Source organism: Solimonas variicoloris DSM 15731 (assembly GCF_000382285.1).
GTDB classification, from domain to species: Bacteria; Pseudomonadota; Gammaproteobacteria; order Nevskiales; family Nevskiaceae; genus Solimonas; species Solimonas variicoloris.
This window is the reverse complement of the sequence record NZ_KB907948.1, coordinates 1-22,765: the sequence shown is the minus strand read 5'-3', so window position 1 is coordinate 22,765 and position 22,765 is coordinate 1. Positions and strand designations below refer to the sequence as shown.

At 70.9% G+C, this 22,765-nt stretch carries 16 protein-coding genes; 13 read left to right on the top strand and 3 right to left on the bottom strand.

The window, feature by feature from the left end:
• The first annotated feature begins 13 nt into the window (after positions 1–13).
• The 5 genes from H149_RS0117280 to H149_RS0117260 all read left to right on the top strand — a co-directional run bounded on the left by H149_RS0117280 (position 14) and on the right by H149_RS0117260 (position 7,861).
• Positions 14–1,780 (top strand): DUF885 domain-containing protein, encoded by a 1,767-nt coding sequence (locus tag H149_RS0117280; protein WP_039749367.1) that lies wholly within the window; start codon positions 14–16, stop codon positions 1,778–1,780.
• Between the two features lie 62 nt (positions 1,781–1,842).
• Positions 1,843–3,258, top strand: coding sequence for an amino acid permease (locus H149_RS0117275; RefSeq protein WP_039749365.1), 1,416 nt, complete (start codon positions 1,843–1,845; stop codon positions 3,256–3,258).
• A 13-nt stretch (positions 3,259–3,271) separates the two neighbouring features.
• Positions 3,272–5,128: an aminopeptidase P family protein gene (locus H149_RS0117270; protein WP_020651029.1), complete on the top strand. Its 1,857-nt coding sequence runs from the start codon at positions 3,272–3,274 to the stop codon at positions 5,126–5,128.
• 47 nt (positions 5,129–5,175) lie between these two features.
• On the top strand, positions 5,176–7,455 hold the full coding sequence (locus H149_RS0117265) for a S9 family peptidase (RefSeq protein WP_211213629.1): 2,280 nt from the start codon (positions 5,176–5,178) through the stop codon (positions 7,453–7,455).
• A gap of 70 nt (positions 7,456–7,525) precedes the next feature.
• Positions 7,526–7,861, top strand: a complete 336-nt coding sequence (locus H149_RS0117260) for an antibiotic biosynthesis monooxygenase family protein (protein ID WP_020651027.1) — start codon at positions 7,526–7,528, stop codon at positions 7,859–7,861.
• On the opposite strand, the gene H149_RS22410 is transcribed toward H149_RS0117260, so the two are convergent.
• Positions 7,840–8,334 (bottom strand): RDD family protein, encoded by a 495-nt coding sequence (locus tag H149_RS22410; protein ID WP_020651026.1) that lies wholly within the window; start codon positions 8,332–8,334, stop codon positions 7,840–7,842. The two genes, H149_RS0117260 and H149_RS22410, sit on opposite strands and share 22 nt — an antisense overlap.
• A gap of 339 nt (positions 8,335–8,673) precedes the next feature.
• On the opposite strand from H149_RS22410, the gene H149_RS0117250 reads away from it, so the two are divergent.
• The 6 genes from H149_RS0117250 (at position 8,674) to H149_RS0117225 (ending at position 19,368) form a co-directional block, all read left to right on the top strand.
• Positions 8,674–10,011, top strand: coding sequence for a DUF1329 domain-containing protein (locus H149_RS0117250; protein ID WP_026353269.1), 1,338 nt, complete (start codon positions 8,674–8,676; stop codon positions 10,009–10,011).
• Between the two features lie 27 nt (positions 10,012–10,038).
• Positions 10,039–11,961 carry a DUF1302 domain-containing protein gene (locus H149_RS21535; RefSeq protein WP_020651024.1) on the top strand — a complete coding sequence of 641 codons (1,923 nt, stop codon included), beginning with the start codon at positions 10,039–10,041 and terminating at the stop codon, positions 11,959–11,961.
• Between the two features lie 37 nt (positions 11,962–11,998).
• Positions 11,999–14,359 (top strand): efflux RND transporter permease subunit, encoded by a 2,361-nt coding sequence (locus H149_RS0117240; RefSeq protein ID WP_020651023.1) that lies wholly within the window; start codon positions 11,999–12,001, stop codon positions 14,357–14,359.
• 4 nt (positions 14,360–14,363) lie between these two features.
• Complete coding sequence (locus tag H149_RS22405; protein WP_020651022.1) at positions 14,364–15,473, top strand: 1-aminocyclopropane-1-carboxylate deaminase/D-cysteine desulfhydrase; 1,110 nt, start codon at positions 14,364–14,366, stop codon at positions 15,471–15,473.
• Positions 15,474–15,475: 2 nt separating this feature from the next.
• Positions 15,476–16,468 carry a WD40/YVTN/BNR-like repeat-containing protein gene (locus H149_RS0117230; protein ID WP_020651021.1) on the top strand — a complete coding sequence of 331 codons (993 nt, stop codon included), beginning with the start codon at positions 15,476–15,478 and terminating at the stop codon, positions 16,466–16,468.
• Between the two features lie 455 nt (positions 16,469–16,923).
• Positions 16,924–19,368 (top strand): neutral/alkaline non-lysosomal ceramidase N-terminal domain-containing protein, encoded by a 2,445-nt coding sequence (locus H149_RS0117225; protein ID WP_169518370.1) that lies wholly within the window; start codon positions 16,924–16,926, stop codon positions 19,366–19,368.
• Positions 19,369–19,567: 199 nt separating this feature from the next.
• Here H149_RS0117225 and H149_RS21525 read toward each other — a convergent pair whose 3' ends face one another.
• Entirely contained in the window at positions 19,568–20,185 is a 618-nt protein-coding gene (locus tag H149_RS21525; protein ID WP_020651019.1) for a nucleotidyltransferase family protein, read from the bottom strand.
• Between the two features lie 2 nt (positions 20,186–20,187).
• The gene (locus tag H149_RS0117215; RefSeq protein WP_020651018.1) at positions 20,188–21,183 is read right to left on the bottom strand and encodes an XdhC family protein; all 996 of its coding nucleotides are present in this window, start codon (positions 21,181–21,183) and stop codon (positions 20,188–20,190) included.
• A gap of 382 nt (positions 21,184–21,565) precedes the next feature.
• Between H149_RS0117215 and H149_RS23455 the strand changes: the two genes are divergently transcribed.
• The gene (locus tag H149_RS23455; protein ID WP_154654901.1) at positions 21,566–22,045 is read left to right on the top strand and encodes a hypothetical protein; all 480 of its coding nucleotides are present in this window, start codon (positions 21,566–21,568) and stop codon (positions 22,043–22,045) included.
• A 140-nt stretch (positions 22,046–22,185) separates the two neighbouring features.
• Complete coding sequence (locus tag H149_RS0117205) at positions 22,186–22,569, top strand: hypothetical protein (protein WP_020651016.1); 384 nt, start codon at positions 22,186–22,188, stop codon at positions 22,567–22,569.
• The last annotated feature ends 196 nt before the right edge of the window (positions 22,570–22,765 follow it).

The window sequence follows — 22,765 nt, the reverse complement described above, 5'->3', positions numbered from 1 at the left end:
GACGAGCACGAGCATGAGTAGAGGGCACGCGGCCGGCGCCTGGCTGGCGATCGTGGCCTGGCCGCTGGCGGCCTGGAGCGCCGCGCCGCTGCCGGCGCCGCCGGCGCTGCAGGCGGCGGTCGATGCCTACGAGGCCGCCGATTGCGTGCGCGACGCCGACGAGGACAGCCCGGACGCCGCCGAACCCGGCCGCCGCCAGCTGCCGGACGTGAGCCCCGCCGCCGAGCGCGCCTGCGCAGCGAAGCTGCGCGAAGTCGACGCCGCGCTCGCGGCGATCGATCCGGCGGCGCTGCCGGCCGATGCGCGCCTGACGCACGAGCTGCTGCGCTGGACGATCGCCGGCTGGTTCGAGGCGCTGCCGTTCGACGAATCGCGCCTGCCGTTCAACAGCGACGGCGGCTTCGATGTGACGCTGCTGTATCGCGCCAGTCAGCCGCTCGCCGACGAGAAGAAGGCGCAAGCCTGGCTGCAGCTGCTGTCCGAAGTGCCGCGCTGGTATGCGCAGAACATCGCCAATGCGCGGCGCGGCATCAAGACCGGTTTCGTGCAACCGAAACCGACCGCCGAGGCGGTGCTGAAGCGCGCGCGCCGCGCCACGGCGCTGGGCCCTGACGACGATCCGCTGCTGGCGCCGCTGCGCGCGCTGCCGGCGAGCCTGCCCGAAGCGCGGCGCGCCGAACTGCTGGCGCAGGGCGAGAAGCTCGTGCGCGACGGCGTGGTGCCGGCGCGGCGCGACTTCGCGCGCTTCATGGCGCGCGAGTACCTGCCGCACGCGGCGCAGAGCCTGGCCGCGTCCGATCTGCCGGACGGCCGCGCGTACTACGCCTTTCTCGTGCGTCGCCACACGACGACCGATCTGACGCCCGATCAGGTCCACGACATCGGCCTGCAGGAAGTCGCGCGCATTCGCGCCGAGATGGAACGGACGCTGCGCGAGGCCGGCTTCGACGGCACGCTCGCCGCGTTCATCGCCTGGCTGCGCCATGAGCCGCGCTTCTACGCGACGTCGCGCCAGCAGCTGCTCGAAAAGGCCGCCGAGATCGCCAAGCGCATCGACGGCGAGCTGCCGGCGCACTTCGGCACCTTGCCGCGCCTGACGTACGGCGTGCGCCCGGTGCCGGCCGAGATCGAGGACGGCTACACGACCGGCCGCTACTTCAGCGGCGATCCGCGCCAGCATCGCGCCGGCGGCCTGATGATCAACACCTCGCATCTCGAGCAGCGGCCGCTGTACGAGCTGCCGGCGCTGGTCCTGCACGAGGGCGTGCCCGGCCATCACCTGCAGGTGGCGCTCGCCCAGGAGCAGGCAGACGCGCCGAAGTTCCGCCGCAATCTCTACGTGACCACCTACGGCGAGGGCTGGGGCCTGTATGCCGAACGGCTCGGCGAGACGATGGGCATCTACCGCGATCCTTACGAGCGCTTCGGACGGCTGTCGTACGAGATGTGGCGCGCCTGCCGGCTGGTCGCCGATACCGGCCTGCACTGGAAGCACTGGACGCTGGACGAGGCGCGCGCCTGCTTCGCCGACAACACCGCGCTGTCGCCGCTGAACATCGAGGTCGAGCTGCAGCGCTACGTGTCGTGGCCGGGGCAGGCGCTCGCGTACAAGATGGGCGAGCTGAAACTGGTCGAACTTCGCCGCAAGGCCGAGGCCGCGCTCGGCGACCGCTTCGACGAGCGCGGCTTTCACGATGCGCTGCTGCTGCACGGCGCGCTGCCGCTGTCGGTGCTGGAGCGGCAGGTCGACGCCTGGATCGCGGCGCGGCAGACAGAATGATTCAGGCGGCCACGCCGCGCGCAGGGGGAGAGCAGCTCGTGAGGCAGGAGCAGGGGAGACGGATGTCGTTCTGGAATCGTCGTCGACCGTGGGTGGCCGCGGCGGCGCAGCGCGCGGACGGCGCGGCGCAGCTGAAACGTTCGCTGGCCTGGCCGCATCTGGTCGCGCTCGGCGTCGGCGGCATCGTCGGCACCGGCATCTACACCTTGACCGGCGAGGCGGCGGCGCTGGCCGGGCCGGCGGCGATGCTGTCGTTCGTCATCGCCGGCCTCGTCTGCGCCTGCGCGGCGCTGGCCTACGCCGAAATGTCGACGATGATCCCGGTCGCCGGCAGCGCCTACACCTACACGTACACGGTGATCGGCGAGGGCTGGGCGTGGATCGTCGGCTGGAGCCTGATTCTCGAATACACACTGGTCTGTTCGGTGGTCGCCGTCGGCTGGGGCGGCTACGCGTCGGGGCTGATCCGCCAGGCCGGCTGGCCGATGCCGGAAATGCTGCTGACGGCGCCGGCCAACGGCGGCCTGGTCGATCTGCCGGCGGTGCTCATCGCGCTGGCCGTCGCCGGCCTGCTGACGCTCGGCACGCGCGAGAGCGCGCGCATCAACCTCGTGCTGGTGCTGGTCAAGCTGGCGGCGCTGGCGGCGTTCGTCGCGCTGTGCCTGCCGGCCTTCGACGCCGCGCACTTCACGCCGTTCATGCCGCACGGTTTCGCTGCGCACGAGGTCGACGGCGTCAAGGTCGGCGTGATCGCCGCGGCCTCGATCATCTTCTTCGCGTTCTACGGCTTCGACACCATCTCGACCGCTTCCGAGGAAGCGGAGAATCCGGGCCGCGATCTGACGATCGGCATCGTCGGCTCGATGCTGCTGTGCACGCTGATCTACATGGCGGTCGCCGCCAGCGCGATCGGTGCGCAGCCGGTCGATACCTTCGCCGGCAGCGGCGAGCCACTGGCGCAGATCCTGCGCGCGCTCGGCCATCCCGGCGCGGCGGTGGCGATCGGCGCGGCGGCGGTGATCGCGCTGCCGACCGTCATCATGGCCTTCATGTACGGCCAGAGCCGCGTGTTCTTCGCGATGGCGCGCGACGGTTTGCTGCCGCGCCGGCTCGCCGCCGTGCACGCGACGCGCGGCACGCCGGTCGCGGTCACGGTGCTGACCGGCGTCATCGCCGCGACGCTCGCCGGCTTCATGCCGCTGGCGCGCATCGTCGCGCTCGCCAACGCCGGCACGCTGTGCGCGTTCATCGCCACCGCCGCGGCGATGGCGATCCTGCGCCTGCGCGAGCCGCAGCGGCCGCGCCGCTTCCGCACGCCGCTGTGGCCGCTGGTCGCGTTGCTGGCGATCGCCGGCTGCCTGTACCTGTTCGCCAGCCTGCCGGGCGAGACGATCCGCTTCTTCTTCGTCTGGAACGCGCTCGGCCTGGCCGTCTATCTGCTCTACGCGCGCCGCCACAGCCGGCTGGCGCCGATCTGAACCGGAGAACCCCATGAGCGCTTCCGTTCCGGCCCTGCCGGCGCTGGCCGCCGCCGAACTCGACACCGCCGCCGCGCGCCTCGCGGCGCTGCGCGCGGCGATGGCGCGCCACAAGCTTGCCGCCTACGTGGTGCCGCACGACGACGAATACCGCAACGAATACCTGCCGCCGGCGCACGAGCGCCTGGCCTTCATCAGCGGCTTCACCGGCTCGGCCGGGGTCGCCGCGATCCTGCACACGCAGGCGGCGCTGTTCGTCGACGGTCGCTACACGCTGCAGGCGCGGCATCAGGTCGATGCCGGCGCGTTCGAGATCCTGCCGCTCGACGACGAGGCGGCGGCGCGCTATGTCGGCGCGCGGCTCGCCAAAGGCGAGCGCATCGGCTTCGATCCGCGTCTGCACAGCGCGCGCGGCATGGCGGCGCTGCGTGCCGCCGCGTACCGCGCCGGCGGCGAGCTGGTGGCCATCGACGAGAACCTCGTCGACACGGTCTGGGGCGCGGCGCGACCGCCGCGCCGGCGCCATGCGCTCGAGCCGCAGCCGCTGGCGTTCTCGGGCGAGACCTCGGCCGCCAAGCGTGCGCGCATCGTCGCGCAGCTGGCGGCCGGCGGACTCGACGCGCTGCTGGTCGCGGCGCCGGCGTCGCTGGCCTGGCTGTTCAACGTGCGCGGCCGCGACGTGCCGCACACGCCGCTGGCGCTCGGCCGCGCGATCCTGCATCGCGACGGCCGCGCCGAGCTGTTCGTCGATGCCGCCGCGTGCGATGCGGCGCTGCGCGCCTGGCTCGGTGACGAGGTCAGCGTGCGCGAGGAGGCGGCGCTCGCGAGCGCGCTGGCGGCGCTGTCCGGGCGCCGCGTGCTGGTCGACGGCGATCAGGCTTCGGCCTGGCTGGTCGAGGCCCTGCGCGCGGCGCGCGCCGACATCGAGTTCGGCAGCGATCCGTGCGTGCTGCCGCGCGCCTGCAAGAACGCGGTCGAGATCGACGGCGCACGGCGCGCGCACGAGCGCGACGGCCTCGCCCTGAGCCGCTTCCTGCACTGGTTCGACGCCGCGCTGCAGACGCGCGCGCCCGCCGCATGGCCGGACGAGCTGGAAATCGCCGCGCGCCTGCAGGCGTTCCGCGCCGCGAGCGGTCTGTGGCTCGATCATTCGTTCCCGACCATCGCCGCCGCCGGCGCCAACGCGGCGATCGTCCACTACCGCCCGCAGGCGCAGACCAACCGGCGCGTGCAGCCCGGCGAGTTCCTGCTGCTCGATTCGGGCGCGCAGTACCGCGACGGCACCACCGACGTCACGCGCACGATCGCCTGCGGCACGCCCGACGCGCGCATGCGGCGCCGCTACACGCTGGTGCTGAAGGGCCACATCGCGCTGGCGCGCGCCCGCTTCCCGGCCGGCACGCCAGGTTTCGCGCTCGACGCCCTGGCGCGCGCCGCGCTGTGGGCCGACGGCCTCGACTACGACCACGGCACCGGCCACGGCGTCGGCTCGTATCTGTCGGTGCACGAAGGTCCGCAGCGCATCGCCAAGGTCGGCAGCCTGGCGCCGCTGCGCGCCGGCATGATCGTGTCCAACGAGCCCGGCTACTACACGGACGGCAGCGACGGCGGTCGCGCCTACGGCATTCGCATCGAGAATCTGGTGCTGGTCGGCGAGGCCTGCGCGGTCGACGGCGGCGAGCGGCCGATGCACGGCTTCGAGACGCTGACGCTGGCGCCGATCGACCATCGCTGCATCGACGTGGCGCTGCTCGAAGCGAGCGAGCGTGCCTGGCTCGACGACTATCATGCGCGCGTGCGGCGCACGTTCGCGGCCGACGCGGACGGCGATTTCGGCCGCTGGCTGGAAGCCGCCTGCGCGCCGCTGTGAGGCGCGCCGCGGCGCGGACCCCGGCAACATCAAAAAGCGGAGCGGCAATGAAGTCTCGAATGCACGCGCGGCGCGGCCGCGTCGGTCTGGCGCTGCTCGGCGCCATGGCGCTGCTGTGCGGCGGCGCGGCCCGCGCCGAGCGGCTGACGCCGGAGCGCCTGTTCGCCGATCCCGACCTCAACGGGCCGAGCGCACGCGGCGTGCAGCTGTCGCCGGACGGACGCGTCGTCAGTTACCTGAAAGCCAAGGACGGCAACCAGAACGTCCTCGACCTGTGGGCGGTCGACGTCCGCGGCGGCCAGCCGTACCGGCTGGTCGATGCCGATGCCTTCGGCGCGCCCGACAAGCCGCTGTCCGAGGCCGAGAAGGCGCGCCGCGAGCGCCAGCGCGTCAGCCAGCGCGGCGTCGTCGACTATCGCTGGGGCGACGACGGCCGCTCGCTGCTGGTGCCGGTCGACGGTGACCTGTTCCTCGTCGACCGCGCGACGCGCACGCCGCGCCGTCTCACCGCGACGGCGGCCGACGAGATCGACGCCAAGCTCTCGCCGCACGGCGGCTGGGTATCGTTCGTGCGCGAGCAGAATCTCTACGTGATGCCGGCCGCCGGCGGCGCGGCGCAGGCGCTGACCCGTGATGGCGGCGGCACGCTGTCGTGGGGCGTCGCCGAGTTCATCGCCCAGGAGGAGATGGATCGCAGCAGCGGCTACTGGTGGTCGCCGGACGAGCGCCGCATCGCCCTGGCGCGCGTCGACGAGTCCGGGGTCGATCTGATCGAGCGCCTCGATCTCGGCCCGCAGGGTACGACGATCGCGCCGCAGCGCTATCCGCGTGCCGGCCGGCCGAACGCGCGCGTCGAGCTTTACGTCGCCGAGGTCGGCGACGGCCGGCGCACGGCGATCGACCTGCAGGCCGGGCTCGCGCCGGACGCCGAGCGCTATCTGGCGCGCGTCGCCTGGTCGCGCGACGGCCGCACGCTGTACGCGCAGCGCCAGACGCGCGACCAGCGCCGCCTCGATCTGCTCGCCTGCGCGCCGGACAGCGGCGCCTGCCGCGTGCTGCTGACCGAGACCTCGCCGCACTGGGTCGAGCTGAACGACGACTTCTGGCCGCTCGCCGACGGCGATTTCCTGTGGTCGTCCGAACGCTCCGGCTTTCGCCACCTGTACCGGTACGACCGCGACGGCAGGTTGCAGCGGCAGATCACCGACGGCGACTGGCCGGTGAGCGCGCTGCTCGGCGTCGACGAGCGGCGTCGCCAGGCGTTCTTCCTGGCCTCGAAGGACTCGCCGCTGGAGCGGCAGGTGTGGCGCGTGTCGTACGCGCGCGGCGGCGCGCCGCAGGCGCTGACGCAGGGCGCCGGCACCTGGAGCGCGAGCTTTGCCGGCGATGGCCGCAGCTTCGTCGGCACGTACTCCGATCCGTCGACGCCGCCGCGCACGGCGCTCTACGACGCCGCCGGCCGGCGTCTGCGCTGGATCGAGGAGAACCGTCTCGATGACACGCATCCGTACGCGCCGTATCGCGACGCGCATCGCGTGCCGCAGTACGGCACGCTCGCCGCCGACGACGGCACGCCGCTGCATTACGCGCTGTCGACGCCGCCCGGCTTCGATCCGCAGCGCCGCTATCCGGCGATCGTGCTGGTCTACGGCGGTCCGCACGTGCAGAAGGTCCGCAAGGAATGGGGGCCGCTCAGCGATCAGCTGCTGCTGGCCGCCGGCTACATCGTCTTCAAGCTCGACAACCGCGGTTCGGACAATCGCTCGGTCGCGTTCAAGACGGCGATCGACCGTCATCTGGGTGTGGTCGAGGTGCGCGACCAGATGGTCGGCGTGAACCACCTGAAGTCGCTGCCGTACGTCGCCGCCGACCGCATCGGCTACCAGGGCTGGAGCTACGGCGGTTTCATGACGCTGCGCATGCTCACCGAAGCCGGCGCCGGCATCCGCGCCGGTGCCGCCGGCGGTCCGCCGACCGACTTCGCGCTCTACGACACGCACTACACCGAGCGCTACCTGGGTACGCCGGCCGACAATGCGGACGGCTATCGCGGCACCGACATCCTGCCGCGCCTGCCGGCGCTCTCCGGCCGTCTGCTGCTGGTGCACGGCATGGCCGACGACAACGTGCTGTTCGCCAATTCGACGCGCCTGATGGAAGCGCTGCAGGAGCGCGGCGCGCCGTTCGAACTGATGACCTATCCGGGCCAGCGCCACGGCATTCGCGGCAACGCCAAGCAGCTGCACCTGTGGCGCACCTACCTCGACTTCTTCGCCCGGGCGCTGGCACCGGCGGAGGCAGAGGCTGGCGCTGCGCCGCCGCCGTGACGGGGCTTGACCTCGAGTTCGCTTGAGGTCCTAGGCTGCGCGCTCCTTTGCCAGACGCAGGAGCCGATTCATGGAAACGCCATCGCCGGCGCCGGACACCCCGGCGCCGTTCATCGTCGTCAACACCTTCACGCTCAAGCCCGGCCAGCTCGACGCCTTCGTCGCGGCACAGCGCGACGGCCTGCTGGCGATGCGCGGACGCATCGACGGTCTGCTCGGCAGCCGCCTGCATCGCGCGCTGGAGCGCGATCAGGCCCTGCTGGTCTCGGTGTTCGCGTCGCGTGCCGCTTTCGAGCGCTTCCGCGACGGCGAGCTGTTCGCCGCGCACCGCGCCCGCATCGCCGCGTTCATCGAACGCGCCGAGCCGGTGTTCTACGCGCCCGCCTATGCGGCCGGTTCGGTCTGAACGGGCGCCGGCGTCTTCAGCTTGCGGATGACGATGGTCTCGGCGATGCGGTCGTGCACCGTCTGGCGGTTGTGGTGGATGAAGTACTGCCAGAAGCCGAAGCCGGCTTCGAGCGTCGACGCCGCGTAGCCGAGCGCGCGCTCGATGCAGTGCCACAGCGACAGGTGCTCGTGACTGATCGAGATGACCTGGATGCCGAACAGCTTCTTGCCCGGCGTCTGGCCGTGGCCCCAGTAAGTCGCCAGGCCGAAGTAGGCGACGATGGCGATCAGGCCGCTGATGCTGCCGAACGGGCTGAAGCTGCCCTGACCGTCGCCGATCACGATCCGCCACAGCAGGGCGCCGCTGGCGACGATGGTGAAGTCAGTCAGCCAGGCCAGCGCGCGACGGCTGAAGCTCGCCAGCGGCGTGCCCTCCAGGCTGCGCGTGCGGTCGAGGGTGTGGGTGACGAAGGCGTTGGGACGTTCTGACATGGATCGGTTCTGCGGGTGAGCGAGGCGGCGAGAGCCTAGCCGGTCGGGGTACCGCGCGTCACCGGGCCGCGTGCGGCTGGCGGGCATGCGCGCGCCGCGCCGGTCGCGGGCAGCACGGTCGCCGGTCGGGGCTTCCCCGGCCGGCCGGTCGGAAGGCGCGCCACGATGCCGGCCGGACACCGGCCCTTCCCGGGAATTACCCGCCGCAACAGCGACTTGCGGGCAGCTGCCGGCGTCGCGCTGGCGGCAAATGTCAAGCGCCGCGCAATTCCGAAACGTCACATTGCCGCCATCGTGCGAGGCTCCTGCCTGGGCCTCGCCGGGAACGGGAGACTCTGAATGAAATCGTTGAGCTTGGTGATGGCGGCGGCGCTGTTGGCGCCGGCGGTGGCGATGGCGGCGGGCGATCTGACGCCGGTGGGCGCGGAGAAGGGCGCGAATGCCGACGGCAGCATTCCGGCCTGGACGGGCGGCGATCTGAAGGCACCGGCCGGCTGGAAGCCGCTGACGCCGCGGCCCGATCCGTACGCGAGCGAGAAACCGCTGTTCTCGATCAGCAAGGCCAATCTGGCCCAGTACAAGGCCAACCTCACGGCCGGCCAGGTCGAGCTGCTGAACACGCTGCCGGGCTATCGCATCGACGTCTATCCGACGCACCGCAGCTGCGGCTATCCGGATTTCGTCTACCAGAATTCGCAGGAAAACCTGAAGAGCGCCAAGGTCGCCGACAACGGCTACGAACTGGCCGCCGCCAAGCCGGCCGGCTTTCCGTTCCCGCAGCCGAAGACCGGCGTCGAAGCGCTGTGGAACTACAAGCTGCGCTGGATGGGCGAGGGCCGCACCGAGCCGAACTACACGCTGCTGTCGCCGGGCCGCGGCGGCTCGGACTTCGTCAAGATCCGCATCGATTCGAGCATGCTGACGCCGTTCGGCAATCCGAAGGCGAAGTCGATCGCCGACGTCGGCGGGGTCGAGTTCAAGTTCATCCAGGAAGTGACCGAGCCGGCGGCGCGCACCGGCGAAATCACGCTCGGCATCTACTACCTCGACAAGATGAACGAGGGCTGGATCTACATGCCCGGCCAGCGCCGCGTGAAGCGGCTGTCGACGTACGCGTACGACGCGCCGCTGATGGGCCTGGAGAACACCTACTACGTCGACCAGGCGTGGATGTACAACGGCATGCTCGACCGCTACGACTACAAGCTGGTCGGCAAGAAGGAAATGTACGTGCCGTACAACACCTTCGCGCTGCGCGACAGCAAGCGCTTCACGCAGAAGACGATGTTCGGCCCGCAGTATCCGAACCGCGACGCCTACCGCTACGAGAAGCACCGCGTCTGGGTCGTCGAGGCTACCGTCAAGCCGGGCCAGCGCCACGCCGCACCGAAGCGCACGTTCTATCTGGACGAGGACAGCTGGGTCATCCTGCTCGCCGACCTGTACGACGCGCAGGGCAAGATCTCGCGCGTCGAGGAAGGCTCGATCCTGCCGGCCTGGGAACTGGGCGCCTGCGTCAATCAGGAGTTCTTCAGCTACGACCTGAACAGCGGCCGCTACTTCGGCGACGTCATGGTGTTCGGCGAGAAGGAGACCGACTGGCTGGCGGCGTCGCAGGGCCGCATCAAGCCGGACATGTTCACCGAGTCCTACCTGCAGCGCGCCGGTTCGCGCTGATCGACGATCAACCTGGGGGCAGGGGATATGAAGCTTGAGCAGATCCGCGGCATGACGGCGGGCGCGACGGGCGCAGCGGTGCGCTCCGCCGTCGCGGTCGCCGCCGCACTGAGCTTCGCGCCGCAGGCGCAGGCGTTCCGCTTCGAGTACGGCGACTTCAAGGGCTCGTTCGACAGCGTGCTGTCGTACGGCCTGCAGGTCCGCACCGAAGCGCCGGACTGCACGATCATCGCGCGCGACAGCGGCGGCTGTGCCAGCCTGACCGCGGATCTGGCGGAAGCTTCGGCCGACGTCTACCTGATCAACGCCGACGACGGCGACCAGAACTACAAGAAGGGCGACATCGTCTCGTCCGTGGTCAAGGGCCTGCACGAGTTCTTCATCAAGCAGCCGGACTGGGGCACGAGCATGCTCGTGCGCTATTCCGAGCTCTACGACTTCAAGATCGACGACACGCGCCGCACCGAAATTACCCGGGAAGGCAAGGATCTCGCGGTCCGCGACCATCGCTTCCTCGACGCCTGGGTCTCGCAGAACTTCACGATCTTCGACCGCAACGGCCGCATCCGCGTCGGCAATCAGGTGCTGACCTGGGGCGAGGGCATCTTCACGATCGGCGGCGTCAACACCATCAACGCCATCGACCTGCGCCGCATGCACACGCCCGGCACCCAGCTCAAGGAGCTGTATCGTCCGGCGCCGATGGTGTCGCTGTCGCTCGACGTGCTCGACGACCTGAGCATGGAAGCGTACTGGCAGTGGAAGTGGAACTCGTTCCAGCTCGACGCCGCCGGTACGTACTTCTCGTCGGCCGACGTCGCCGGCGAGGGCGCCGACCGCGCGCTGTACATCCCGACCTCGCAGGTCAACGCCGGCATCGCCGCGATTCCGGGCGGCACGCTGCTGCTCGGCCAGGCGCCGTACGGCACGCTCGGCGATCCGGGCGGCAGCGGCCTGACGCGCGCGCAGCTGCAGAATCCGGACGTCGTCGTCGCGCGGCTGGCCGACGCGCTGAATCGCCCCGAATGGCTGGTGCGCCTGGCGTACGGCGATCATGGCTCGGCGCTGCCGTACCAGGGCACCAAGGCCGGCAGCGACGACGGCCAGTGGGGCCTGTCGTTCCGGTATCGCCCGGAGTGGTTCGACGGTTCTTTCGGCTTCTACTACGTCGAGTTCAACGAGAAGGTTCCGTTCGTCTCGTACGTCGTCAACGATGCGCTGGCGAGCTACAACCCGGTGTCGGCCGGCTACCGCCTCGAATATCCGGACGATCGCCGCATGCTCGGCATGTCGGTGTCGACGACGCTCGGCGCCTGGGGCATTGGCGCCGAAGTCGCCTACCAGCCGAAGCAGGCGGTGATGATCGACACCTCGGTGCCGACCGGCAACATCGAAAACAGCGCGCCGTACGCCTGCGTCAACGGCGGCGGCGAGGCGGCCGGCAAGTACTGCAAGGGCTGGGTCGACGAGAAGAAGTGGCAGGCGACGATCAACGGCCTGCAGCTGATGTCGCCGGCCGACGGCATCGGCCGCTACATCCTCAAGGGGCTCGGCGCCTCGGAAGGCACGATCCTGCTCGAAGTGTCCGGCACCTACTACCCGGATCTGGAGCGCAAGGGCGGCATTCCGTGGTCGATGCCTTCATACGGCTTGCCCGACAAGTTCTCGTGGGGCTACACGCTGTCGACCAACGTCTCGTACCCGAACGTGTTCAATCTCGGCTGGACCTTCATGCCGCAGATCGATCTCGCGCAGGGCGTCAACGGCAACTCGCCGAACGCGCTGCCGTGGATCTCGGATGCGATCGCCGACACGCTGTCGTTCAACTTCATCCGCCGCGGCAACCAGCTCAGCACCTCGCTGGCGTACACGCAGTACCACGGTGGCGGCAACTACAACCTGATCCGCGACCGCGACTTCGCCTCGTTCGCGATCACCTACTCGTTCTGATGTCGCTCCGCATGTTCGTTCACACCGGCGGTACGCCATGACCGGCTTGGTCGCCAGGCTCGAGCGCCTGCTGTTCGCGCATCGCGCCGTCGTCCTCATCGTCGCCGTCGTGCTGACGGTGCTGATGACGTTCGCCGCCGCCCAGCTGCGGATCTCGGCCGGTTTCGAGAAGATGCTGCCGCAGCATCACGAGTACATCGAGACCTTCGAGAAGTACCGCAACGAGCTGTTCGACGCCAACCGCGTCGTCATCGTCGTGCGCGCCCGCCACGGCGAGCTGTGGACCGAACAGAACCTGCGCACCCTGCTGCAGGTGACGGACGCAGTCACCTATCTGGACGGCGTCAATCGCGGCAGCGTCATGTCGCTGTGGACGCCGAACGTCTTCTACAACGAAATCACCGAGGACGGTTTCCGCTCGGAGCCCCTGATCAGCGGCACGATCACGCCCGATGCGCTGACCCCCGACGTGATCAACGAGATTCGCCATCGGGTCATCGCTGGCGGGTACGGCGGCCTGCTCGTCTCCAAGGATGGAGCGGGCGGGCTGGTCGTGGCCGAGCTCAACGAGATCGACCCGCACAGCGGCGAACCGCTCGACTACATCGCCCTCGCGCACGCGCTCGAGGACAAGATCCGCAAGCCGTTCGAGAACGCCGACGTCGAGATCCAGATCATCGGCTTCTCGAAAGTGGTCGGCGACATCGCCGACGGCGCCAGCGGCGTGCTGGTGTTCTGCGGCATCGCGCTGCTGCTGACGGCGCTCGCGGTGTTCTGGTACTGCCGCTCGTGGACGCTGACGCTGCTGCCGGTCGGCTGTTCGCTGGTGTCGCTGATCTGGCAGTTCGGCACCCTGCATCTGCTCGGCTTCGGCCTCGATCCGCTCGCGATCCTGGTGCCGTTCCTGGTCTTCGCGATCGGCGTGTCGCACGGCGTGCAGCAGATCAACTTCATCACCCGCCAGATCGCCGCCGGCGACGACTCGCAGGCGGCGGCGCGGGCGAGCTTCAGCGGTCTGCTGATCCCCGGCTCGCTGGCGCTGGCCACGGCGCTGGTCAGCTTCGTGACGATGATGCTGGTGCCGATCCCGATGATCCGCGAGCTGGCGCTGACGGCGTCGATCGGCGTCGGCTACAAGATCGCCACCAACCTCGTGCTGCTGCCGATCGCCGCCTCGTACTTCCGCTTCACGCAGGACTACGCGGCGCGCGCGCTGGCGCGTCGCGAGCAGCGTTCGGTGCTGATGCAGAAGATCGCCCGCGTCGCCGAGCCGCGCAACGCGGTGCTGGTCACGCTGCTGACGCTCGGCGTGTTCGCCGCCGCGGTCGTGCTGAGCCACGGCCGCCACATCGGCAGCCTGCAGCCGGGCGCCGCGGAGCTGCGCCCCGATGCGCGCTACAACCTCGATTCGGTATCGGTCGCCGAGCACTTCGACATCGGCCTCGACTGGCTGACGGTCGTGGTCGAGGCGCCGCCGGAGTCCTGCGAGAACAGCGATCTGTTCCGCTACGTCGACGAGTTCGGCTGGGAGATGAGCCGCGAACCCGGCGTCGTCTCGGTCGAATCGGCGGCGACGATGGCCAAGCTCTACAACGCCGGCTTCAACGAAGGCCAGTTGAAGATGGCGGCGATTCCGCGCGACGGGCGCACGCTCGGTTACATCCTGCACCAGTTCCAGCAGAGCCGCGGCATCCGCAACGGCGACTGCAGCGTGCTCGCCGTCAATCTCTACCTCGCCGATCACAAGGCGACGACGATCAAGAACATCGTCGCCAAGGTCAAGGAATTCCGCAGCGCGCATCCGTTCGAGGGCGCGACGCTGCGTCTGGCCAGCGGCAACGTCGGCGTCGAAGCGGCGACCAACGAGGTGCTCGAGGAAAGCGAGCTGCCGATGATGCTGTACGTCTACGCGGCGATCCTGATCCTGGTGTTCCTGGCCTACCGCGACTGGCGCGCGATGATCGCCTGCTGCCTGCCGCTGACGGTGGCGACCTTCATCGGTTACGCGTTCATGAAGGCCTGCGACATCGGCCTGACGATCTCGACGCTGCCGGTGATGGTGCTGGCGGTCGGCGTCGGCGTCGACTACGCGTTCTACATCTACAACCGCCTGCAGTGGCACCTCGCGCACGGCCTCGACATCGTCAAGGCCTTCGAGCAGGCGCTGTCGGAGACCGGCGTGGCGACGGTGTTCACGGCGATCACGCTGTCGGTCGGCGTCGCCACCTGGTCGTTCTCGGCGCTCAAGTTCCAGGCCGACATGGGCAAGCTGCTGACCTTCATGTTCATGGTCAACATGCTGATGGCGATCACCGCGCTGCCGGCCTTCGCGGTCGTGCTCGAACGCCTGTTCCCGCGCCGCAAGCCGGTGCGCGTGCCGGGCCTGATGCAGCACTGAGACGATGACGAGCGCGCCGACGTCGACGATCCTGGGCGAGGCGCTGCCGCGTCTGGCGGTGTTGCCGCGCGCCGGCCTGCTCGGCGCCGCGACGCCGGTGCAGGCGTTCGCCGGCCTGGCGCAGGTCTACGTCAAGCGCGACGATCTGACGGCGGCCGACTACGGCGGCAACAAGATCCGCAAACTCGATTTCCTGCTCGGCGACGCGCAGCGCGACGGCTGCCGCTCGGTGCTGGCCTTCGGCTACGCCGGTTCCAATTTCGTCGCGGCGACCGCCTGGCACGCGCGCAAGCTCGGCCTGGCGACGCTCGCCGGCCTGCTGCCGCAATGCCCGGCCGCGTACGTGGTCGGCAATCTGTCGGTGTCGCTGCACTGCGGCGCCGAGCTGTTCGTGCGCGGCGGCACGGCGACGCTGGCGGCGACCGCCGCGGCGCGCTCGCTGCGCCGGCTGCTGCGCGAGGGTCAGGCGCCGCGCTGGATTCCGCCCGGCGGCTCGAACGCGCTCGGCGCGCTCGGTTTCGTCGAAGCGGCGTTCGAGCTGCGCCGTCAGATCGAGGCCGGCGAGCTGCCGCTGCCGCGCAGCCTGTACGTGCCGTTCAGCAGCATGGGCACGGTCGCCGGCCTCGTCACCGGCCTGGCGCTCGCCGGCCTGCCGACGCAGGTGATCGCCGTGCAGGTGGTCGGCGCAACGCTGGCCGGCCGCGCGCGGCTCGGCCGCCTGCTCGCCGATCTCGCCGTGCTGCTGCGCCGCCACGGCGTCGCCGTCCCGGAAGCCGAAACGCTGCTGGCGCGCGTCGTGATCCGCACCGAGTTCTACGGCGGCGAATACGCCTGCCGTACCGATGCCGGCGCCGCCGCGATCGCGCGCTTCACCGCTGCGCTCGGCGCGCGCGCCGACAGCGCCTATACCGGCAAGGCGCTGGCCTGCCTCTACGCCGATGCGGCGACGCGCACGCTCGCCGCGCCGGCGCTGTACTGGCATACCTTCAGCGCCACGGCGCTGCCGCCGGGCGTGCCGCTGGCGCGCGCGTCGGCGGCGCCGGCCGCCCTTCGCCACCACTGGACGCTCGAGCGCGCCGGCCTGCACGGCCTGCCGCTTCTCTGCCCGCACTGAACATGCCCGCCACGATTCCGACCCGCCTGCGTGCGCCGCGCCTCGCGCTCGGCCTGATCCTGTCCGCCGTCGCCGCGACTTCTGCCGCCGCCGCGACCGCCGCCGAGCCGCAGGCGCTCGGCCCGCAGGCCGCGGTCCGGGTCGCCGCCGCAACGCAGACGCCGCTGCTGGCGGTGACGCGCGCCGGCCGGCGCCTGATCGCGGCCGGCGACCACGGCGTGATCCTGCTGTCCGACGACGACGGCCGCAGCTTCCGCCAGGCGACGGCGGTGCCGGTGCAGGTGCTGCTGACTTCGCTGAGCTTCGTCGATGCGCAGCACGGCTGGGCCGCCGGTCACGACGGCGTGGTGCTGGCGACCGCCGACGGCGGCGAGACCTGGACGCTGCAGCACCGCGACGTCGACGGCGACAAGGTGCTGTTCGCGATTCATTTCGAGGACGCGCAGCGCGGTTTCGCGGTCGGCCTGTTCGGACTCGCGATCCAGACCGCCGACGGCGGCAAGACCTGGGCGCCGCTGACGATCGCCGGCGGCACGCGCACCGACCGCCACCTGTTCGCGATCTTCGGCGGGCGTGGCGCACCGCTGTTCACCGCCGCCGAGTCCGGCGTGGTGTTCCGCTCGACCGACGGCGGCGCCAGCTGGCAGGAGATCCAGACCACGAATCCCGGCTCGTTCTGGGCCGGCGCGGCGCTCGGTGACGGCCGCTGGCTGATGGCCGGCATGCGCGGCCACCTGTTCGAGAGCGCTGACGACGGCCTGAGCTGGCAGGAGATCACCAGCGGCACCGACCAGTCGCTGACCGCGGTCGCGCGCTTCGGCGACGGCCGTGCCGTGGTCGCCGGTCTCGGCGGCACGGTGCTCGTGCGCGATGCCGGCGCGACCGCATTCGTGCTGCAGCAGCGGGCCGACCGCGCCGCGCTCGCGGCGCTCGCCGAGGGCAGCGCCGGCGCACCGCTGCTGTTCGGCGACAAGGGCGTGCTCGCGTCGCCCTGACGCGCCTGCCGCACCGCACCGCGCCGCGCCCGGCGTTGCGTCGCGGCGCCGCCTTCGCCGTATCCCCGGACCGGCGCGCTCGAGCAGTGCGCCCGAGTAGCGCGTTTGATCAGTGCGCCTGAACAGCGCGTTTGAGCGGTGTGCCCGGCGCACCCGCTGCACGCCGCCGATCTTTCTGTCGCCGCCCCCTCGTGTTCCGGATGCGTCGCCGGCGCGCGGCCGCGCGCGCATGGTCGCGCGCCGCGGCAACCCGACGGTCCGCGTACGCGTACGCAAAATATGGCGCCAGATGTCAAGAGCGTGACGGGTGCGAATTGTCACATTGCCGTCACCGTGCCCCGGGCGCGTGCGACCGGCCTTCACCGCAAACGATGGCCGTCGCGATCGGCGTCGGGCACGGCCGCAAGGCCGGCGCGGGATTGCCGGCGCAGCATTCGCAGCATACGGGGAAGGGGATGAACGCAAGCATCGGGGCGCGGACCCTCGGCATGGTCCGCTGGCACGGCATCGGCGGTACGGCGCTGGCGATGGCCACGCTGCTCGGCCTTGCGGCCTGCGGCAGCAGTTCGCCGTCGGCGGTCAGCGAGGCGGGCGCGAGCTGCCAGATCGGGCAGCTCGACGAGACGCAGATTCTCGGCGTCAAGCGCGCCGACGCCGATCGGCCGCTGGCCGACCTTTCGCACTACGCCGCGCGCCGCGCGCCGCGTGCATCGGACGCCGTGCTCAACGGCGGCGGCTGCGAGAACAACACCAGCTTCCGCTACGGCGCCGGCGTCGGCGACATCACCGGTCCGGCGCTCGGCGAGGAGCAGCTCGGCTACGCCGATCCGTCCCAGGTTTCGACCGGCCTGCACACGCGCGAGCACGCGCGCGCCTTCGCTTTCTCGTCGGAGTGCGGCGGCCGCAAGGGCTACGCGATGCTGGTGACGATCGACAACGGCCTGTCGTTCGACTCGATCAAGTTCGGCGTGATGGCGCGCATCGCCGCCGACACCGAGGACCATCTGTCCGACTACTGGACGATGGACAACGTCATGATCTCGGCGACGCACACGCATTCCAGCGCCGGCGGCCAGGCGCACTACGACCTCGCCAACGTGTTCGCGCTCGGCTTCGACCAGCAGTCGTACGAGGCGGCGGTGAACGGCGTGTTCGACGCGATCCAGCAGGCGCACCGCAGCTTGATGGTGGCGACGCCGGGCCCGATCCGCATGGCCAAGTCCGAGCTGCTCGACACCAACTTCAACCGCTCGCCGCCGGCCTACGCGAAGAACCCGGAAGAGGAACGTGCGCGCTTCGTCGACACCAGCGGCCGCGAAGTCGCGACCAACCGCATGATGACGCTGCTCAAGCTGCAGCGCGACGACGGCACGCCGGTCGGCATGCTGAACTGGTACGCGATCCACGGCACCTCGATCGGCCAGACGCACACGCTGCTGTCGGGCGACAACAAGGGCTACGCGGCGCAGCGCTTCGAGCAGGATTTCGCGCAGGGCGTCTACCCGCAAGGCGGCTTCATCGCCGGCTTCTTCCAGTCCGACGAGGGCGATGCCTCGCCGAATCCGTTCATGATGGACCTGAGCGAGAAGGAGCTGCATTCGCGCGACAGCGACGCCTGGACGCAGCGCGGCGGCGGTCGCGACGATTACGAAAGCGCGATGATCTCCGGCTACAAGCAGTATCACCACGCGCGCCAGCTCTGGGACGACGCCAGGGAGAAGCTGCACGGCGAGGTCAAGGCGATCCATGTCCCGATCGACATGAGCGGCGTCGTCGTCGAGCAGCCGAAGACCTATCCGGATGCGCTGATGCCGACGATCGGCGGCCAGCAGACCTGCAATCCGGCGCTCGGCATTTCGTTCGCCGGCGGTGCCGAGGACGGCCGCGGTCCGTTCACCGAAGGCGCCGCCTGTCCGATGAGCGACGATCAGCTGCTGCCGTTCCTGACGCAGTACCTGAATGACACCTTCACCGGCCTGACGCAGGGCGCGCTGCCGTCGACGCTGATCGAGCCAGTCGGCTGCTACAACCCGGCGTTCGCGCTGCTCGGCTACGCCTGCCAGATGGAAAAGCCGGTCGCGATCCCGCTGGTCGTCGGTCTCGGCGATCTGTCGCTGCTGCAGCTGCAGCCGAAGGTGATTCCGTTCCAGATGATCACGCTCGGCAACCTCGCGATCATCTCGCTGCCGTGGGAGGTGACGACCACGTCCGGCCGTCGCCTGCGCGACGCCGTGCTCGATGTGCTGCAGGACGCCGGCATCGACTACGCGGTGATCGGCGGCCTGTCGAACACCTACATCCACTACCTGACGACGCGCGAGGAGTACTCGGCACAGAACTACGAGGGCGCCTCGACGGTGTTCGGACCGTGGACGCTCGACGCGGTGATCCAGGAAACGGCGCGGCTGGCGAAGAACCTGCGCGACGGCAAGCCGGCGCAGAGTCCGTATCAGGCGGCGCGCTACGAAGACCACACGCCGCTGCTGTTCTTCCACCTGCTGCTGTCGACTGCCGACAGCCGCCTGCCGAGCGGCGCGTCGTACGGCGAGGTCACGCTGCAGCCGCAGCCCGAGTACCAGATGACGAAGGACGAGCGCCTGACGGTCAGCGCCCGGTTCTACGCCGCCAACCCGCGCAACGACATGCGCCACGGCCAGAGCTACTTCTACATCGAGCGTCAGGTCGGCGAGGGCTGGCAGGTCGTCGCCACCGACGACAGCTGGTGGACGAAGATGACGATCGTCAAGAACGGTTCGCAGACCGACGAGGCGCTGATCGAGTGGCAGGTGCCGGCCGGCACCGCGCCGGGCACTTACCGCATCCGCTACGAGGCCGGCAGCAAGGACGGCCCGTACAGCGGTCTCAGCGATCCGTTCGTGCTCAAGGGCTGCGGCGTCTGAGGCACAGGCGGCAGATGCCGCTGCGCGCGGCGCCGGCCAGCCTGCTGTGCGCGGCGCGTGCCGGGCGCGCCGGCGCCGGAGCGCGGAGTGGCGCGGAACGGCCGCGGCGAGGCTGACCGGCGCAAGCCGCGCGCGCAGATTCGCCACGCCGCGCGATCACGGCACTGTCCGGCTTGCCCGGGCGGCGCTACTGGCTTCGTCAGCGCCGCCGCGCCTGCGCCCGCGCGCGCCGCCAGTCGCTGCGCGTGTCGACGTCGGCGAAGCCGCCGCGCGGCACCTCGACCGTGCGCACCTCCGCCGCGCGCGCCAGCAGACGGCGCGCCCCTTCGTCGCCACGCAGGCCGGCGACGGCGGCGAACAGCGGCCGGCCGAGCAGCACCGGGTTGCCGCGCCGGCCCGCGCTGAGCGGCACGACGGCGGCGGCGCCGGGCGCGTAGGCCGCGCACAGGCGCGCGATCGTCGCGGCGCGGACGTCGGGCATGTCGCCGAGCAGCACGACGGCGCCGGCGCAGGACGCGGGCAGGGCGGCGAGCCCGGCCTGCAGCGAGCTGGCCATGCCGGTGGCGTGATGCGGGTTGTAGACGACGCGCCATGGCGGCGCGCCACGGCGCGCGCGGCGGAAGCGCGCCAGCGTCGCGCGGATCGCGTGCTGGCGATGGCCGACGACGATGACGAGCGGCCGCGCCGGCGCCGCACAGGCCGCGTCCAGCGCGTGCCACAGCAGCGGCGTGCCACGCAGCGCGGCGAGCAGCTTGTGGCCGCCGCCGAAGCGGCGCGCGCGACCGGCGGCGAGGACGACGAGCCCGATCCGCGCCACGGTCAGGCGCGCGGCACGGCGGCCAGCATCTCGCCGACGATCGACAGCGCGATCTGCTGCGGCGCGTGCGCGCCGCTGCCGGCCAGATACAGCCCGGCCGGCGAGCGCAGCTCGGCGATGCGGGCCTCGGCGATGCCCTCGGCCCGCAGCTGTGCGCGGCGCAGCTCGGCCTTGCGCCGGCTGCCGAGCGCGCCGACGCAATAGGCCGGCGAGCGCAGCGCCGCCGCCAGCACCGCGTGGTCGGCCTCGGCGTCGTGGGTCAGCGTGTAGACCGCGCAGCGCGCGTCGAGGTGCAGGCCGGCGAGCGCGGCGGCGAGCGGGCGGCGGTCGTAGTGCAGCAGGTTCGCGCCGGGCGGCGGCGCTTCCGGCCCGAGCGGACGCAGCAGCACGGTCTCGATGCCCATCTGCGGCGCCAGGTAGGCGAGCGCCAGCGTCACCGGATCCGCGCCGACCGCGATCAGGCGCAGTGGCGGCTGGTGCTCGCGCACGAAACGGCCGTCGGCGAATTCGGGTTCGGCGTCGGCGAGCTGCATCGCGCCGCTGCCGAGATCGGTCAGCGCGTACAGTGGCCGGCGTCGCGCGCGCGCCTCGCGCAGGCGCGCGACGTAGGCGCGCGGCGCGGCGAGTTCGCGCACGTAGATGCCGATGCGGCCGCCGCAGCTGAGCTGGATGTCGAGCACCGGACTGCCGGCACCGTAGTCGAGCAGACGCGGCCGGCCGTCGGCGAGCACCGCCAGCGCCTCGGCGGCGACCGCCGCCTCGACACAGCCGCCGGAGACGTAGCCGACGCACTCGCCGCGCTCGTCGATCGCCATCTCGCTGCCGAGCGGGCGCGGCGAGGAGCCGCTGATGCGGACCAGCGTGGCGAGCGCGCAGCGGCGGCCGTCGGCGGCCCAGCGCTCCAGCGTCGGCAGCAGATCGTCGATGAGGCCGTAGGCTGGCCAGTCCGGCCAGTCGCAGCTCGGGGCGGGCGCGCTTCGTTGCGCGAGGGCATCCATATTCGGTCGTCCGGTGACGGCGCGTCGCTGAGATACGGCGGACATCGGCATGGCAGCCGTTTCATGGCGCGGCAGGCGGGTCGGCGCATCATAGCGCGGGCGCTCGCAGCGGCGTCCGGGGCAGGCTCAGTCTCCTTTTGCGCGATCCGCGGGCAAGGCCAGGGTCGTCGCATCCTCGTGCGTTCGTGCGTTCGTGCGTTCGTGCGTTCGTGCGTTCGTGCGTTCGTGCGTTCGTGCGTTCGTGCGTTCGTGCGTTCGTGCGTTCGTGCGTTCTTGCGTGCCGGCGAGCAGGCCCGACGGCCGCTGCCGGCCGGGACCGCAGTGCACGCACGCTGGCTGTGCTGGCCGAGCGCATGGCGGGCGATACTCGCCGCAGCGCCGCATGGTGGTGCGCAGGAGCTCAATCTGGTGCGCGAGCGGCGAGGCGCATCGTCGGCGAGGTATCTGCCGCGGCCGCCCGGTCTGTTGTCGACACGTCCACACCTTATGGAGCCGCCGCCGATGGTGCGTACGACTGTTCGGCGCCGCCGCGCTCGACGCCGTGCACGCCGGCGGTGGCCTGCGGATTCTTTCTTCGCGCGCCGTCGGGCGAATCGCGCACGCACCATCGCGCAGGCGTGCCGCCGTTCGCGGTGCGGATCGGCGGCGCCAATCGATCCGGATCGGCAGGCGCTGCCGCGGTCAACAGTGGTTCGGCTTCGCGCTGGCGGTGAAGAAGCGCGCGTCTCGACGCGACGCACGCGCCGCGTTATCGCTCAACGGCAAATACCCCATGTCGCCTGGCCTGGCCGCTTCCGATGCTGAAGGCGCCCGGTTCGTGCTCGACGCCGGCGCCGGGCTCGAAGCGCCGCCGAAGAAGTGATCGATGGCATGAATCTCGCTATGACGACACCGCTTCAGCGCGAGGGGCCCAAGGGACGTGCGAGGCAACAGGGCGGTGCGTGTGTGCCGCCGTGACGGATGCGTAGTCGAATGCCTCTCGTGAGGATGTTCAGAGCAACGATGATGAAGTGGCGGAAGCAGACAGTGGTGGCGCTGTGGGCCGTGTCGGTCGCGATGACGGCCGGTGCGTGGACCGACCGCCGCGCCGAAGGCGAGGCAGCGGCCAGCGTGCCGACCAGCGTGCCGATGGATGCCGCGCGTGCCGCTATGCGCCAGAGCCCGACGGCGATCATCGCATCATCCCCGTTTCACCCCGCAGTCGACGGCGCGGCGCTGTCGCTGCGTACGAGCTCGCCGGCTTTCGCAGCCCGGAAGATCGAACGCGTGCGCGGCCGCGCCGCGGCCTTCCACCGCCCTGGCGATGCCCCGCATCGCGCGCTCGCTGACGCCGCGCAGGCGCTGCGCTACGAGCATCAACGGGTGGAAGTCTCGCGCGAGACCTGAGCGCGAGCGGCGCCACCATATTCAACCTGACATTCTGAGAATCCAGCCATGCAACTCGGCCAAGCCCAACCGGACCACAACCGCCGCCTGATCGGCATCGGCGGCGTGGTGGTGTTTCACGCGCTGCTGATCTGGGCCTTGGTGTCGGGACTGGCGCGCAAGGCGATCGAGATTCTGCCGGCGCCGATCGAGACCA